We start from the raw sequence: 14,164 nt of genomic DNA, 5'->3' as shown, positions 1-14,164 counted from the left end.
TATTATTTCTCGTGCCATGGTTCGAAAAGGATGGGATTATCTGCTCCTTTTTCGATCTTTTGCATCATACATGTTGGACAACCGGCCGCTCATATACATGGAATGGACGCTAATTGAAGCGGCTTTGCCGCGGAAAGGAATCCATTATGCAGCAATATGTCGTACAGAAGGGCGACACGCTAAGACGCGTGGCTGCCAGATATAGTCTGGCGTATGAACAGCTGATTACGGCGAATCCATGGGCGGCGCAGCAGCCGTATCTCCAGCAGGGGCAAATGCTCTATCTTCCTGCATCGTTGCGCCGAAGGTATGTCATTCAGGAACATGATACCTTTGATAGTATTGCCAGTACGTTCCGGTTTCGGAAGGAAGCCTTGGAAGAACTGAATCCCGGATTATCAGCTCATCATCTGCCACAGGGAAAAACGATCGTTCTGCCGGGTACCACGCATAGGCGCATGATACGATTAACCGGCGAATACGGACCGGGGGATCTGGAACGTAATATACAAGAGATGCAGCTTCGCTACCCTGTTATCGAGTGGAGTGTCATCGGCCGAAGTGTGCTCGGCAAACCCATTTATGCGGCCAAAATCGGCAAAGGCCCTAAGAACCTTCACATCAATGCAGCACTGCATGCCAATGAATGGATCACAACCCCTTGTCTGATGCGATTCATGGAGGAATATAGCAAGGCTTTATCGCAAGAGTCACCGGTTTATTTTCAGGATCCGCATGCGTGGTACCGGAACTATACGTTATGGATCGTGCCGATGGCGAACCCGGATGGGGTAGAGCTTGTCCAAGAAGGCGTTACCCCTTCTCATCCATATTATGAGCGTCTGCTCGAATGGAATGGCGGGCGCGAGGACTTTCGCCGCTGGAAGGCTAATATTAACGGCGTGGATTTGGGGGATCAATTCCCTGCGCATTGGAATGAGGAAGTCGCGCGGAGGGGCAAGATCCATCCGTCGCCGCAGGATTATGCGGGGACAAAGCCGCTAAGTGAGCCAGAAGCCGAGGCCGTCTATCAGCATACGTTATCGATATCTCCGGAACGGGCCATTTCCCTGCACAGCCAAGGCAGGGAAATCTATTGGAATTATAGAGACTACGAACCTCCGGAGAGTGAGGACATGGCCCGAAGATTAGGTCAGGCCGGCGGTTACAGGCCGGTGAAGCTGCAGGGCAGCGATGCAGGATACAAGGATTGGTTCATTCAGCATTACCGGAGGCCGGGCTTTACCGTGGAGATTGGTTATGGGATGAATCCGCTGCCGCTTGAGGATTTCGAGGATCTGTGCGTCGAGGTGGGTTCTATTCTAGCTGCGTTTATGTCTTTGGAATAAGATCGTTTGAAACGAATAGGTCTATTCAACGTATAAAATATAGAAGAATACGGCCGCTGCTTTAATGGATCACAAGGCAGTGGCCTCTTTTCGCGCTTTTATTGCTGCAGCCACCGAATACCGTGTTTCCGGGATTTCTTAGAGATTTGCTAATTGGGTAATGATATAGACATGCTGCCTGGAATGGAGGGAACAATATGAAGTGGAGAAGATTATGGTCGCTTCGGCGCTGGTCGCATGTATTCCAGCGGATATTCGGGTATTTAGCCTCTTCCCGGGTTGCACTCGGGGACAAGCTGTTATTTCTGGTCCCCGTTGTGCTGTACTGGGTGCTGCCGGACTTTATGCCTTTGCTGCCGATCGATGACATCGGAGTCACGATGCTGCTGATGAACTGGTTTGTATCCCGGGTTGAACGGAAATATCCAGGTCTGATCGGTGAGGACCAGGGCCCCGCCAAGCGTGTGAGGTAAATGAGCTTCGGGCGGTAACAATACGGATCGGACCTTGCGAAAAAGTTGGCAGGGGTCTACAATAACATATTGAATGAAACATCCGTGAGGAGATGAATATACGTGAAATGTAAAATTACCCGTAATGCCGCCAAGGTGTTAAAGCGAGAGCTGGACAAGGAAGAGAACAAGGATAAGAAACTCCGCGTGCTGGTTACCCATGCGCATGGCGATCATGCCCACTACGGCCTGGATCTGGACACGCCTAAGGAAAATGATGTCATTGTATCCACAGATAAAGAGATCGACGTCATTTTGGAGGCAGGACAACCTTTCCTGGACGGCGTCAAAATCGACTATCTTTATTTTCCTGAGGAAGGCTTTGTAATTACGAATCCGTCCCAGGGCAATCACGGCGACCACTAGGTTACTTCAGAATAAAGAAGGTAATGTACAATGGCTAATGATATTCGAGTCTGCGAGAAGTGCAGACATACGAAGTTGAAGACAATGATCCCGAAAATTAAGAAAATGGTACCGGATGCCGACATTAAGATCGGCTGTAAATCCTATTGCGGTCCTTGCGGCAAACGAGCATTTATGTATATCAATGGCCGTTATGTCAGCGCGCCTACAGAGGATGAAGTGCTGGCAAAGGCGCTGCCTTTTGTGAAATAACAAACAAACAGGCTGTTTAACACATCTGCATTGAAGTTAAAGTGGAATTCCCATTCTACGGGTATAGTTCCTGGCTCAGCCATCCATGCTAAGAGGGCAACGGGAACAACAACTTTAGAAGGGAGCATCCGTCATGAACAGTCACGATTCCAGTCTACACTCCAACAGTCCCAGCAACAGCGCGCTAGATTCCGTGGAGAAGCTGCACCGTGCCGTATCCTCGGCAATGTCCCATCCGACGGAACAGCTGATTCAGCAAGCGGAGAATTCGTTATCCCATACGGAGCAAGCGGTTTCCCAGGTAATTGAGCAGGGAAATCGAAACACGGTGGAATTGGCGGAAGAGTTGTTAGGCGATGAGAAGGAACGTCTGTCCAAGCTTCGTTCAGCTAAAAAGTAGTTTATGATCCTGTGCAGTCCGTTCAATAGCTTTCGAGCTAATGAACGGGCTTTTTTACATATTGATATACGCATTTGAATTATATACTTGATTCCGAAACCTCCTTCCGCTGGAGTCCATCCGATGATTTGGGGATTGGCGGGAACTTTGTTCATCCTGCTCGCTATTCTGATATGGTTGCTGCTAAGAATGAAGAAACGCAACTTGAAGTGATATCTCACGCTTCCGCTGAGTTTGGTTCTATTTGCGATGTCAGCTGGCATCATTCCGCTCTTCACGCGTCTGACAAGCTCCCCTTGGAATTCCATACGACTCTTTGCACCTGACATTGCCTATATGACGTTGGGGATTGTAGCTAGCCTGGCATGGATGGGGCTTGTGCTGATGTACGGAACGCTTGTCAATCGGAGAAAACATCTTGAGTCGGTTACCCGCCAGGCTTGATATAAGAAATGTTACCAGTAAAAAGATGATTCTTCATAAATGCAGCTAGGCGTGCCTCTTCGGACACGCCTAGCTCAAAAAACCAACCAGGCTGATGGATATGATCAGCCTGGTTGGTTTGGTTTAAAGCAGCCCCAGTCAACAGCGATCAGAGGCTGAACAAAATTTGAAATTTACTAATGTTAGGCCCGGTTATCGGGCATTCGCTTCGCCCTGTGATTTAAATAACTTCAGCAGGTCATACGTGATCACTTGATCGGAAATACGCAGCTGCTCCTGTGTTTTATCATAACCTTCACGGCAGGCCTGAATATCGGTAGGCTGACGCGTCGCAAGATCGTAGCAGGTTCCGCCTTCAAGTCCGGCTGTTTCGGTAGGCAGGTAGAACACCTTCTCATCGGAGAATGCGCCGCTGCGCAGCGGAATTAGACGCGGCTTGTCATCAAACAGATGGCTTCCGATCCAGTAATACGGTTCTTTTGGCACGCCGAGAAGATGAAGAATACTTGGTGTCACGTTCATCATGCCAGCGGCTTCAGGATATACTCCGGCTTGCTTCCCATCAGGCAGGCGGATGAGCAGGGGAACCTGATTCATGATTTGCTCCATGTCGAGTGCATTCAGTTCTCGTCCCAGGAATTTCTCATAGTCCGCTTTTTCTTTGATCGAATTGTCGTGATCCCCATAGATGATCAATATGGTGTTATCCCACAGTCCTTGCTGTTTCATCTGCTCGACAAACTGGCCGAATGCTTCGTCAACATAGTGGATCGACTGCAAATAGTTCCCGAATATTGAGCCTTCAAAAGCCCCTGTATCCAGCTTCACCCCATCCTTGGGGACATAATACGGATGATGGCTCGTTAACGTAATCAGGAAGGAATAGAAGGGCTCTTTGATGCCTTTCATCGCATCCAGCGATTGCGCGAAGAACGCTTTGTCGCTCAATGACCATCCCTGCACATCGTTCATTTCAAAATCTTTCTTGCTGTAAAACCGGTCATAATTCATTTCTCGGTACATTGTGGTACGGTTCCAGAAGCTGCTGTCATAGGCATGGAACACGTTTGCGCCATAGCCCTGTTCTTTCAGAATCTCCGGAAGGGTATCGTACTCGCGATCAGCATATCGCGTGAATACGGAACCTGTAGGTAGCGGAAGCAAGGAGCTGTGCGTGACAAAGTCCGCGTCGGACGTTCGCCCTTGACCGGTTTGATGATAAAAATTGCTGAAATACATACTGTCCTTCATCAAACGGTTGAAGTTTGGGGTGATTTCCTGCCCCCCGATCGACTGGCCGATGACAAAATTCATGAAGGCCTCCGTCTGAATCATGATGACATTGCTGCCTTTATACTTGCCGAACAAGGCGTCCGTATCGGACGGCTCCATACGTTTAGCATCAAACCATGCCTTGATCTGATTGATTTCCTCTTCCGGAAGCTTGGGCTGCCCCACGAGATGATCTCGTCCATAACGGTAGATATCATAACCGTGAAAGCCGATCAGTCCTGTCACATTATATAGCGTAATATTCCACCAATTGCCTTCAAAGAGGCCAACGGCCCATGTATTGGACGCTTTTTTGATCGGAATGAAAGTCATGACCATGCCGAGGATGAACACAAGTGTGCCTGTTACCAAACGGCGAATGATCCGGTTCCGCCGATGCTGGCGATATTCACCCGGGAGTGCGTAGGTTCCAAAGGTGGATCTCCGTTTGCGGAACACCATCACGGCAGTAAATGGGACGATCATAAGCCAATCGATAAAAAAGAACAGATCGGACGCATGAATCAGGGAACGAATGCTATCCCCGAGGGAACCGACTTGTCCGGCCTGCATAAGTACCGGCACTGTAATGAAATCATCGAAGTAGCGATAATAGATCAAATCGGCGTACAGAATCCCCGTCCATAAGAGATTTAATAAAGTTAAGGCCGCAAGCCGGCCTCTTGCCGGAAGCCACAAGGTCCAGAAGGAGATCAGCAGGAGCGAGCCGACAGCGATCACATAGTCTGCCTGATCCAGCTTCATGTTGGTAATATGGAGATGATGATCAAGCATGATCAGCTTGTACATCATGAGGATAAGGAATAATAAATATGCGGTGTATCGGTAATGCAGCCCTTTGGAGACCCGGCTTCGGATATCGCTCCATGATGGGGATGAGAGCACGTGGGTATCCTCCTTTTTTCAAAAACATCCTTTTATTATAGCTTGGCCCGGATGACCGAGCAAAAAAGCCGCCCAAGGGCGGCGATTGCAGGAAGCGTCATTTCGTTATTCCGCCGATTTGTTACGCGGCGGCAAGGGGCCCAGGTATTGATAATACTGGCATTCGATCCGGCCATTGAACAGCTTGCGGCGCTTGTCCGCCTTGCGGCCGAAGTAATGCTCAAATTGCTTGGTCGGGCTAAGTGCGAAGAAGGACCAGGTCGGGAGTGAATGCGATACGGATCCGAGCTGGCGGATGAGACGTTCAACCTCCTCTTTCTCGCTTAACCGCTCGCCATAGGGTGGATTGGTGATAAAACAACCATATTCACCTTCAGGTATGGCTTTGGCTGCAGGGAGCACTCTAAAGTCGATTTCGCCAGCAAGTCCCGCACTTTTGGCGGCAGCTTTGGCTACTTCGATCGCTTTCGGGTCGATATCGCTTCCGGCGATATGCAGCGGAAAATCGTCCTTCACAGCGTCAAAAGCCTCCTCGCGCGCATCTTCCCAGAGGTCATTTCCGATGATATCCCAATGCTCGGACGGGAACGAGCGGCGCAGGCCGGGCGCAATATTCCAGGCCATCATCGCGGCTTCGATCAGAATGGTGCCTGAACCGCAGCACGGGTCATACAACGGACGATGCGGGCCCCAGCGGCTTAATTGCAGCAGAGCGGAAGCCATGGTTTCCTTCAGCGGAGCTTCCGTAACCAGCTTTCGGTAGCCACGTTTATGAAGGGCTGGCCCTGTAGTATCAAGGGTCAGTATGGCTCGATCCTTCAAGAGAGAAACCTCGACTACATAACGGGGGCCGTCCTCGGGGAACCATTCCGTACGGTGCGAGAGCTTCAGCTTCTCCACGATTGCTTTTTTCACGATGCCCTGACAGGCGGGAACGCTGCTAAGCTGCGATTTATGGGAACGCCCTTCCACAGGAAATTCGCCATCCGCCGGAATCCACTCTTCCCATGGAAGAGCTTTGGTTCCTTCAAAGAGTTCGTCGAAGGTAAAGGCTTTAAACTCACCCATCTTGACGAGAATACGGTCCGACGTCCGGAGCCACAGATTGCAGCGGCAAATATCAATCAGGTCACCTGAAAAGGTAACTCTACCATTCTCTACTTCCATGTCGGTGTACCCGAGCTCTTTCAACTCGCGGGCAACGACAGCTTCCAGCCCCATCGGGGCCGTCGCGATCAATTGTAATCGAGGCATTAACGATGTCAACTCCATTTAACATGTGTACGGCGATAGTCGCCGCCGGTTCAATCTATATAGTATAGGCGATTGCATTGACTAAGACAATTATCATATGATAGTTCTCGTTAGGTTTAACGGGAAACAACGCATCTTATTAAGACAAAGGAGGCGTCTTCATTGCTTACGACCCCTGATGATTATGTTAACCAATTATACCCTGAAGATGAAGAGCTTCAGTTCGTCATAGAGGCCATCCGCGAGCATGGGATGCCGGAGGTTTCGGTGGCACCGGCATATGGCCGACTCCTGACCATGCTGGTACAGACGGCCGGCGCTAGAAATATTCTCGAAATCGGTGCCCTTGGCGGTTATAGCGGCATCTGTCTGTGCCGAGGGCTTCCTGCGGACGGCAAACTCACCTCACTCGAGCTGAAGGAAGAATATGCGCAACTTGCAGGCAGGCATCTGGAGAAGGCCGGATTCAAGGATCAGGTGGAGTACCGCATCGGTCCGGCGGCGGATAGTCTGGAAGCTTTGAAGCAGGAAGGGCGGACATTCGATTTTTTCTTTATTGATGCGGATAAGGAGAACTATCCTCGGTACTTGGAATATGCCTTGGAGCTTGCGAATCCGGGTGCGCTTATAGCGGGGGATAACTGCTTTTTGCGCGGCAGAACGCTGAACTCGGAGAAGAACGGTCCTTCGGTTCAAGCGGTACGCCGGTTTAATGAAATCATCGCGACGGACAAGAGGGTGGTTAGCACGCTGCTGCCAGCTTATGACGGGCTGATCCTTGCACGAGTTAAAGGATGAAACAATCAATAGCGAGATGTGCTGGACGATCAGATAACCATTGGAAGGAGTGCACCCGGGTCATTTTGTAGCTTGCCGCCTGGTATAATCCGGCGCATGGCCCATGGATGTAGGTGATTTCACGGGTACATGAATATAGTAAAGGGCTGTCCTCGGGTCGATGTAGACCACGGGACAGCCCTTTGTTGTTTGGTTTGGGAGACTAGCTCCATCTTAGATGACAGACTCCTGGGATCAACGATATTTGGGCGAAGGCTTTTGCGAGAACAGCTTTCGTCTCACCCACATCATATTGATGATCAACAGGCAGCCGGAAGTAATAAACAATCCTTCGATTCCGATGAAACCGGATAAGAATCCGCCGATCACCGCGCCCAGCATGTTGCCAAGCGCAAGCGAGCTTGTATTGAAACCAAAGGAGCGGCTTTCCATGCCGTCCGGCGTGTAAGAGCGAATCAGCGCGTTGACACTCGGCAGCAGCCCGCCCATGAAGACGCCCATCATGAATCGTACAATAATCAACTGCCACACCGATTGAACGAAGGCTTGCGGGATCAGCGTAAGTCCCGTACCGATCAAGGCGTAGGTCAAAATGCGGTGCGCACCGACCTTGTCGCTGAGCTTGCCGAGAATCGGGGAGGCGATCATGTTTGACAGCCCCGTTACGGCTACAACGAACCCGGCCCATATCGCAATATCCACCGCGGTTCCATGCAGCTTCTGAACGTACAGCGGGAGCAGTGCCATGGGACTAATCATGGCGAATTGCAGCAGGAACGTGACGGCGAACAACGCCGGCAGCTGCGGAATGTGGCTCAGCTCTTTAAGCCCGGCAATAACCGAGGGCTGCGGCGCCTTGGCTGCCTGCTCGCGGTTGAAGTTTTCTTTAACCAGGAACAAGGCAAGCATCGAAGCGGCAAAGATCAGTCCGCCGGTGATATAGAAGATTGGACGGAATCCGACCCAGCTGGCCATGAGTCCGCCGATCAACGGACCGAGAATGGTGCCTGCAACTTGTCCGGACTGCATGATGCCCATCGCAAATCCCATTCGATTCTTGGGCGTCGTGCTTGATACGAGCGATATCGCCGCAGGATTAAATCCCGATATGGTACCGTTCAGCAAACGCAGAACCAGCAGATGCCATGGATGGGTAGCAAAGCCCATGCAGGCAATGACCAGCGCCATGCCGAAGCCGGAGCGCAGCAGCATGATTTTGCGTCCGTATTTATCGGCGACTTTTCCCCAGATCGGTTGAAAAATGAATGATGTCAGGAAGTTGGCGGCGAATATCAATCCTGCCCATAGTCCTATTTCCCGGTCTCCAACAACATTCAGGTCTTGCGCCAGGTATAAAGTCAGGAACGGGGTGATCATTGTCATCCCGGAGTTGACCAAAAACTGTCCGAACCAAAGCACAATGAGATTGATTTTCCAATTGGTCAATGTGCCCTTCACTTCCTTTCTAAGCTGTCGAGCCCGGAATGACCGGGCGAATTGCGGGAGTACCCTAAAAATGCCGTTCTTTCAGTATAACATATTTAAAAAGTGCCAAAAGCTAACAATGTCATAAGATTGTCATGTGATTTTCATAGGATGTCCATGTAAGACGGTTGTTACTTACTTTTAAAAAGGGCATAATGAAATTTAGGAAACTTTATACACATTGATGGGGGCCTAATCATGACCTATAACGATCAATTCATTCGCGCTTGCCGTAAGCAGGAAGTGAATCATGTTCCTGTGTGGTACATGCGTCAAGCGGGACGCTACGACCCGGAGTATCGAAAGATTAAAGAAAAGTACTCCTTACTGGAAATATGCAGTCAACCGGAGCTGGCGGCAGAGGTAACCTTGATGCCCGTACGGAAGCTTGGTGTAGACGCGGCTATTTTATATTCCGATATTATGAATCCCGTTGCCTCAATCGGGGTAGACTTCGATATCGTGAAAAATATCGGCCCGGTGATTGATAATCCGATCCGATCTGCGGCAGATGTAGAGAAACTACGCCCGATTGATGTCGAGGGGGATCTTGGACATATCCTGGAGACGATCCGTATCCTGGATAAGGAGCTGGAAGTGCCGCTAATCACGTTTGCCGGTGCTCCGTTCACGATTGCCAGCTATCTGATCGAAGGCAGACCATCCAAAAATTATCTTCGCACGAAAGAGCTCATGTACAGTGAGCCGAAGGTATGGTTCTTGCTGATGGACAAACTTGGGGATATGGTGATCGCTTATTTGCGTGCCCACGTCGCTAACGGAGGGAAAGCGTTTCAATTGTTCGACAGCTGGGTGGGGGCATTGTCTCCACAGGATTTCCAAACGTTTGTCCTACCAACCATTACGCGTATTTTTGCGGAGCTTCAGGACCTGAGTGTTCCGAAAATTTATTTTCCAGGCGTGAGCTCGGGTGAGCTGCTCCCTACGCTTACGCATCTCAGCACGGATGTCATCGGTCTCGACTGGCGAGTGTCCATTGCAGAAGGACGCAGCCGTTTAGAGCATAAGTATGCTGTTCAGGGCAATCTGGACCCGACCGTTCTGACCGGACCGATGCCGGTCATCCAGCAGTATGCGAAGGAGATTATCGATCAAGGGATTCAGGAGCCCGGCTTTGTGTTTAATCTAGGGCACGGTTTATTCCCGGAGGCTTCGCTAGAGAAACTGCGTGAGTTGACATCGTATATTCACGAATACTCCGCTCAGGCACTGCACGCAGGTGCACAACGCTCTTAAATGTTGAATATTTTAATAGTCAGAGGTGAGTTGGTATGAAGAACAAGATTGGCGTGTTGGTTATGTCCTACGGTACTCCGGAGAACATGGAAGGAATCGAGAGTTATTATACCCACATTCGTCGCGGGAACAAGCCGTCGGAGGAGCAGCTCAAGGAGCTTACTGACCGCTATGAGGCGATTGTTGGGGGGGTCTTTCCACTCCGGGAGAATACGGACCGACAGGTACGCACGCTGGAGGATACATTAAATGCGGATCCTCGCGCGATCGATCTTGAGTTTGTATGCTATCAGGGACTGAAGCACGCAGCTCCGTACATTGAAGATGGTGTTGAGCAAATGGTGCGGGACGACATTAAGGAAGCCGTCGGCATCGTGCTGGCTCCTCATTACTCCACGATGAGCATCGGATCCTACGTGAAGCGCGCTCAAGCCAAAGCGGATGAGTTGGGACTTGAGATCTCGTTTGTGGAGAGCTATCACATGCATCCGAAGCTGATCGAGGCCTTTGCAGACCGGCTGTCCGCCAAGCTGAACCAGTTCGAGGAAGCAGGGGCTGACCGGGACAGCGTGAGAGTGCTGTTCAGTGCTCACAGCCTCCCGGAACGCATTTTGTCCATCGGAGATCCTTATCAGGAGCAGCTGCTTGAGACATCCAAAGCCGTAGCCGAACAGGCCGGCGTCAAGAAGTGGCAGTTCACATGGCAAAGTGCTGGTCGGACGGCGGAGCCTTGGCTCGGTCCTGACATTCTGGATACGCTGCAAACGCTGAATAAAGAAGAGCAGGTCGAGGATGTACTGGTTGCACCGGTCGGTTTCGTCTCGGATCATCTTGAGGTCCTGTACGATCTGGATATTGAAGCCAAAAGCATTGCCAAGGAAATGGATATGCGGCTTGAGCGCATCGGCTCCTTGAACAGTGACCCGCTTTACATGGAAGCGCTCAGCGATTCCGTGATCACCTTGATAGGTCTGTAAATCCGTTATTACCGGAAATTCGAATAGAAGCTTAGATATGGAACTCCCCGGTGACGGGGGGTTCTATTCTTTATATGGAAGCTGGTATAATGGGGGAAGCGACTTATAACGCGAGCTCATAAGTGAATAAAGGAGTGACCTATGCATCTGTCACGATCAGAGAAAAGCAAGGCCGAGAAGAAGGCCCGTAAGCAGCGAACCGGACAGGTTTGGATCATGCTTAACTTATGTTTGATTTTTATGATCGCTGCTTTGCTTGTCTATCATTTTAAATTTAAGGAAGATCCTGTTCAGCAAACGGCTTATCCGCCTGGTATGCCGGACTTTGGCATGGAAGGGGCTCAGGCGGATAGCCCCGGCTCCGGACAACAAGCTGACGGGGAGGGGGCGGATTCAAAGCCTCCGAAGACGACGGAGACTGGCGAACCCCCAGGTTCCGATAGGACCGAGCCAGAAGGCAGCGCAACAGATGATCCTACCGATTCCGCGATGGCAAAGCGGGTGGTTATGCATTTTGCAGGGGATACCTTGTTCTCGGGCAAGGTGGAGGCTGAGCTGAAGAAGCACGGATATGATTATCCCTACAAGCATCTGGGCACCGCATTCCTGGAGGACGATCTAACCGTGCTTAATCTGGAAACGCCGGTTACGACCGGAGGCGTTGGCGCGGCCAATAAGAAATTCGTATTCAAGTCCTCACCGGACGTATTGCCGGCTCTCCGAGATGCAGGAGTAGAGGCCGTTAATCTGGCTAACAATCACATCCTGGATCAAGGCCAAGAAGGACTTTTGGATACCTTGAAGCACTTGAAGGACCAGGATATCCGTTATGTGGGAGCGGGAAGGAATGAGGAAGAAGCCTTCGCGGCCCAGTATTTCGAGCTTCAGGGCATGAAGGTTGCATTGCTTGGATTCAGCCGTGTGCTCCCGGAAACGACCTGGTACGCGCTGGAGAACAGGCCTGGGGTGGCCGGGGCGTATGACCATGTGCTGCCCAAGGCGGTTGAAGCGATCCAGACAGCGCGTTCTAAGGCCGATCTGGTGGTCGTGATTGCCCATTGGGGCGAGGAGCTTCATAAGACGCCGAATGTCCATCAGATCAATCTCTCACGCGCGTTCATTGACGGCGGGGCTGACCTGATTATCGGCGGGCACTCCCATGTGCTGCAGGGATTGGAGCAGTACAAAGGCAAGTGGATTGCGTATAGTACCGGCAATTTTATATTTACTAAATCGTCGAATGAAGATACGTGGAAAACAGCCGTATTTCAGGCGTCATGCAGCAAGCAAGGAGACTGTGACTTGAAGCTGACGCCTTACCGAACGGAGATCGGACAGGTCATCCCGCTTGAAGGCAAAGAAGCTGAATCCTTGCTGAAAGAGGTGGAGAAGCGATCCGTCGGCGGCGTCAAAATAGCGCTTGATGGTGAAGTTATAGCAGGCAAGGCTGTGGAATAATTCGTTAAACGTTACATCAAGGAGGTCCCACCATGAACAATTTATGTGTGGCTCACCGGGGGTTTTCCGGTAAAGCACCTGAAAATACGCGCGCAGCCATTCAGATGGCGATGGATGAGCCCTTCGTGCATTGGATGGAAATTGATGTGCAATTGACTCAGGACGGGGTCCCTGTAGTGATACATGACTTCAGCGTGGATCGTACGACGACCGGGAAGGGCAAGGTGAAGGATCTGACCTGGCAGCAAATCCGGAGGATGGACGCCGGAGAATGGAAGGGACGCCAATTCAGGGGAGAGCAGGTTCCATCGCTCGATGAAGTCCTGCAGCTTGTCAAAGGCCGATTGAAACTTAATATCGAACTTAAAACAAGCGGAGATATGTATCCTGGCCTTGAGAAGGCCGTTCTGGAACGGATTCATGCCCACCGGATGCTTCCGGATGTGGTGCTCACTTCCTTTGAGCCGAAAGCCTTGATGAAAGCGAAGGAATTGGAACCTAATGTGAGAACCGGACTTATTATTGATGCGCATCCTCGCAATTTGGTAGCACGCCTGAAGCAAATGAAATGCTCCTTTTTATCTATCGGCTACTCCCATCTGGATGCGGCCTTCGCGTCGGATTTGGTGAAGAATGGCATTACGCCGATGGCCTGGACGGTGGATGATGCGAAGAGCATGAGATCGCTGGCCAGAATGAATCCTGCCATCATGATCTGTACGAACCGCCCCGATACATGGGGGCAGATTTTTATCCATAAAATTGCACCTAAAGTTCCATTCTGGCGAAGAAAATGGAGGTTTTAATGTATGTGTGCCCTAGTGAATAACGTTTACTGTGTAGGTCGTAATTATCAATTGCATGCGGCGGAGCTCGGCAATGCCGTACCGGAAGAGCCGATGATTTTTCTTAAACCCTCGCATGCCGTCGTTCCGCTGGATGGCAGCGTGTTGAAGCTGCCGATGGACCGCGGCAGTCTTCATTTTGAAGGTGAGTTTGTTATACAGCTCGCAGAGGATTACGCGCCAGGCAAAAGTGTTGACGAGCTTGTAAAAACGATGGCTCTTGGCATCGACTTCACGCTGCGTGATGTACAGTCGGTCATTAAGGAGAAGGGACATCCTTGGACCGCGGCAAAAGCGTTTAAATCTTCTGCACCGCTTACGCCATCCATTGCGTTTCCCGGAACCGCGAAGCTGGCGGATATTGATTTTATCGTAAGGAAGAACGGCGAAGAGGTACAGCGCGGGAATGTGAAGGATATGATCTTCTCCCTTCAGCGCATCATCGATTACATCGGCGAACATTATGGCCTTGGTCAAGGTGATTTAATCTTTACGGGTACACCGGCTGGCGTAGGTCCGACGGAATCCGGTGACGTATTCGAATTGTTCTGGGGAGATGTCCGTCTGGGCCGCTGCGAAATCGGGTAAT

At 50.8% G+C, this 14,164-nt stretch carries 15 protein-coding genes; 12 read left to right on the top strand and 3 right to left on the bottom strand.

The window, feature by feature from the left end:
* Window positions 1–146 precede the first annotated feature (146 nt).
* From ACOZB4_RS05575 to ACOZB4_RS05550, 6 genes are all read left to right on the top strand, one after another.
* Window positions 147–1,349: a M14 family metallopeptidase gene (locus tag ACOZB4_RS05575; RefSeq protein ID WP_379414287.1), complete on the top strand. Its 1,203-nt coding sequence runs from the start codon at window positions 147–149 to the stop codon at window positions 1,347–1,349.
* Window positions 1,350–1,546: 197 nt separating this feature from the next.
* On the top strand, window positions 1,547–1,822 hold the full coding sequence (locus ACOZB4_RS05570; protein WP_215158683.1) for a hypothetical protein: 276 nt from the start codon (window positions 1,547–1,549) through the stop codon (window positions 1,820–1,822).
* 102 nt (window positions 1,823–1,924) lie between these two features.
* Window positions 1,925–2,227 (top strand): heme biosynthesis protein HemY, encoded by a 303-nt coding sequence (locus tag ACOZB4_RS05565; RefSeq protein ID WP_076325703.1) that lies wholly within the window; start codon window positions 1,925–1,927, stop codon window positions 2,225–2,227.
* A gap of 30 nt (window positions 2,228–2,257) precedes the next feature.
* Window positions 2,258–2,479 (top strand): DUF1450 domain-containing protein, encoded by a 222-nt coding sequence (locus ACOZB4_RS05560; protein ID WP_076325704.1) that lies wholly within the window; start codon window positions 2,258–2,260, stop codon window positions 2,477–2,479.
* 133 nt (window positions 2,480–2,612) lie between these two features.
* A complete protein-coding gene (locus ACOZB4_RS05555; RefSeq protein WP_379414288.1) occupies window positions 2,613–2,879 on the top strand; it encodes a hypothetical protein in 267 nt (88 codons plus the stop codon).
* 234 nt (window positions 2,880–3,113) lie between these two features.
* The gene (locus ACOZB4_RS05550; RefSeq protein WP_379414289.1) at window positions 3,114–3,323 is read left to right on the top strand and encodes a hypothetical protein; all 210 of its coding nucleotides are present in this window, start codon (window positions 3,114–3,116) and stop codon (window positions 3,321–3,323) included.
* A 192-nt stretch (window positions 3,324–3,515) separates the two neighbouring features.
* Here ACOZB4_RS05550 and ACOZB4_RS05545 read toward each other — a convergent pair whose 3' ends face one another.
* Complete coding sequence (locus ACOZB4_RS05545; protein ID WP_379414290.1) at window positions 3,516–5,501, bottom strand: LTA synthase family protein; 1,986 nt, start codon at window positions 5,499–5,501, stop codon at window positions 3,516–3,518.
* A 105-nt stretch (window positions 5,502–5,606) separates the two neighbouring features.
* Window positions 5,607–6,755, bottom strand: a complete 1,149-nt coding sequence (locus ACOZB4_RS05540; protein ID WP_379414291.1) for a THUMP domain-containing class I SAM-dependent RNA methyltransferase — start codon at window positions 6,753–6,755, stop codon at window positions 5,607–5,609.
* A 162-nt stretch (window positions 6,756–6,917) separates the two neighbouring features.
* On the opposite strand from ACOZB4_RS05540, the gene ACOZB4_RS05535 reads away from it, so the two are divergent.
* A complete protein-coding gene (locus ACOZB4_RS05535) occupies window positions 6,918–7,553 on the top strand; it encodes an O-methyltransferase (protein ID WP_379414292.1) in 636 nt (211 codons plus the stop codon).
* Window positions 7,554–7,787: 234 nt separating this feature from the next.
* On the opposite strand, the gene ACOZB4_RS05530 is transcribed toward ACOZB4_RS05535, so the two are convergent.
* Window positions 7,788–8,999: an MFS transporter gene (locus ACOZB4_RS05530; protein WP_076325712.1), complete on the bottom strand. Its 1,212-nt coding sequence runs from the start codon at window positions 8,997–8,999 to the stop codon at window positions 7,788–7,790.
* A 237-nt stretch (window positions 9,000–9,236) separates the two neighbouring features.
* Between ACOZB4_RS05530 and hemE the strand changes: the two genes are divergently transcribed.
* The 5 genes from hemE (at window position 9,237) to ACOZB4_RS05505 (ending at window position 14,163) form a co-directional block, all read left to right on the top strand.
* Window positions 9,237–10,295, top strand: a complete 1,059-nt coding sequence (hemE, locus tag ACOZB4_RS05525) for a uroporphyrinogen decarboxylase (RefSeq protein WP_379414293.1) — start codon at window positions 9,237–9,239, stop codon at window positions 10,293–10,295.
* 35 nt (window positions 10,296–10,330) lie between these two features.
* Window positions 10,331–11,272 carry a ferrochelatase gene (hemH, locus tag ACOZB4_RS05520; RefSeq protein WP_379414294.1) on the top strand — a complete coding sequence of 314 codons (942 nt, stop codon included), beginning with the start codon at window positions 10,331–10,333 and terminating at the stop codon, window positions 11,270–11,272.
* 141 nt (window positions 11,273–11,413) lie between these two features.
* A complete protein-coding gene (locus ACOZB4_RS05515; protein WP_379414295.1) occupies window positions 11,414–12,730 on the top strand; it encodes a CapA family protein in 1,317 nt (438 codons plus the stop codon).
* A gap of 32 nt (window positions 12,731–12,762) precedes the next feature.
* Window positions 12,763–13,536: a glycerophosphodiester phosphodiesterase gene (locus ACOZB4_RS05510; RefSeq protein ID WP_076325716.1), complete on the top strand. Its 774-nt coding sequence runs from the start codon at window positions 12,763–12,765 to the stop codon at window positions 13,534–13,536.
* Between the two features lie 3 nt (window positions 13,537–13,539).
* Window positions 13,540–14,163 carry a fumarylacetoacetate hydrolase family protein gene (locus ACOZB4_RS05505; protein WP_339266842.1) on the top strand — a complete coding sequence of 208 codons (624 nt, stop codon included), beginning with the start codon at window positions 13,540–13,542 and terminating at the stop codon, window positions 14,161–14,163.
* Window position 14,164 lies beyond the last annotated feature (1 nt).

Source organism: Paenibacillus sp. NPDC058898, from assembly GCF_049316025.1.
Lineage (GTDB): Bacteria > Bacillota > Bacilli > Paenibacillales > Paenibacillaceae > Paenibacillus_AQ.
The sequence above is the reverse complement of the archived record's forward strand: the minus strand, read 5'-3'. Positions and strand labels throughout refer to the sequence as shown.

Coding starts and splice junctions, on each gene's coding strand:
- hemH (WP_379414294.1), top strand. CDS start 10,331: ATGAAGAACAAGATTGGCGTGTTGGTTATGTCCTACGGTACTCCGGAG.
- ACOZB4_RS05570 (WP_215158683.1), top strand. CDS start 1,547: ATGAAGTGGAGAAGATTATGGTCGCTTCGGCGCTGGTCGCATGTATTC.
- ACOZB4_RS05505 (WP_339266842.1), top strand. CDS start 13,540: ATGTGTGCCCTAGTGAATAACGTTTACTGTGTAGGTCGTAATTATCAA.
- ACOZB4_RS05560 (WP_076325704.1), top strand. CDS start 2,258: ATGGCTAATGATATTCGAGTCTGCGAGAAGTGCAGACATACGAAGTTG.
- ACOZB4_RS05510 (WP_076325716.1), top strand. CDS start 12,763: ATGAACAATTTATGTGTGGCTCACCGGGGGTTTTCCGGTAAAGCACCT.
- ACOZB4_RS05540 (WP_379414291.1), bottom strand. CDS start 6,755: ATGCCTCGATTACAATTGATCGCGACGGCCCCGATGGGGCTGGAAGCT.
- ACOZB4_RS05575 (WP_379414287.1), top strand. CDS start 147: ATGCAGCAATATGTCGTACAGAAGGGCGACACGCTAAGACGCGTGGCT.
- ACOZB4_RS05515 (WP_379414295.1), top strand. CDS start 11,414: ATGCATCTGTCACGATCAGAGAAAAGCAAGGCCGAGAAGAAGGCCCGT.
- ACOZB4_RS05555 (WP_379414288.1), top strand. CDS start 2,613: ATGAACAGTCACGATTCCAGTCTACACTCCAACAGTCCCAGCAACAGC.
- hemE (WP_379414293.1), top strand. CDS start 9,237: ATGACCTATAACGATCAATTCATTCGCGCTTGCCGTAAGCAGGAAGTG.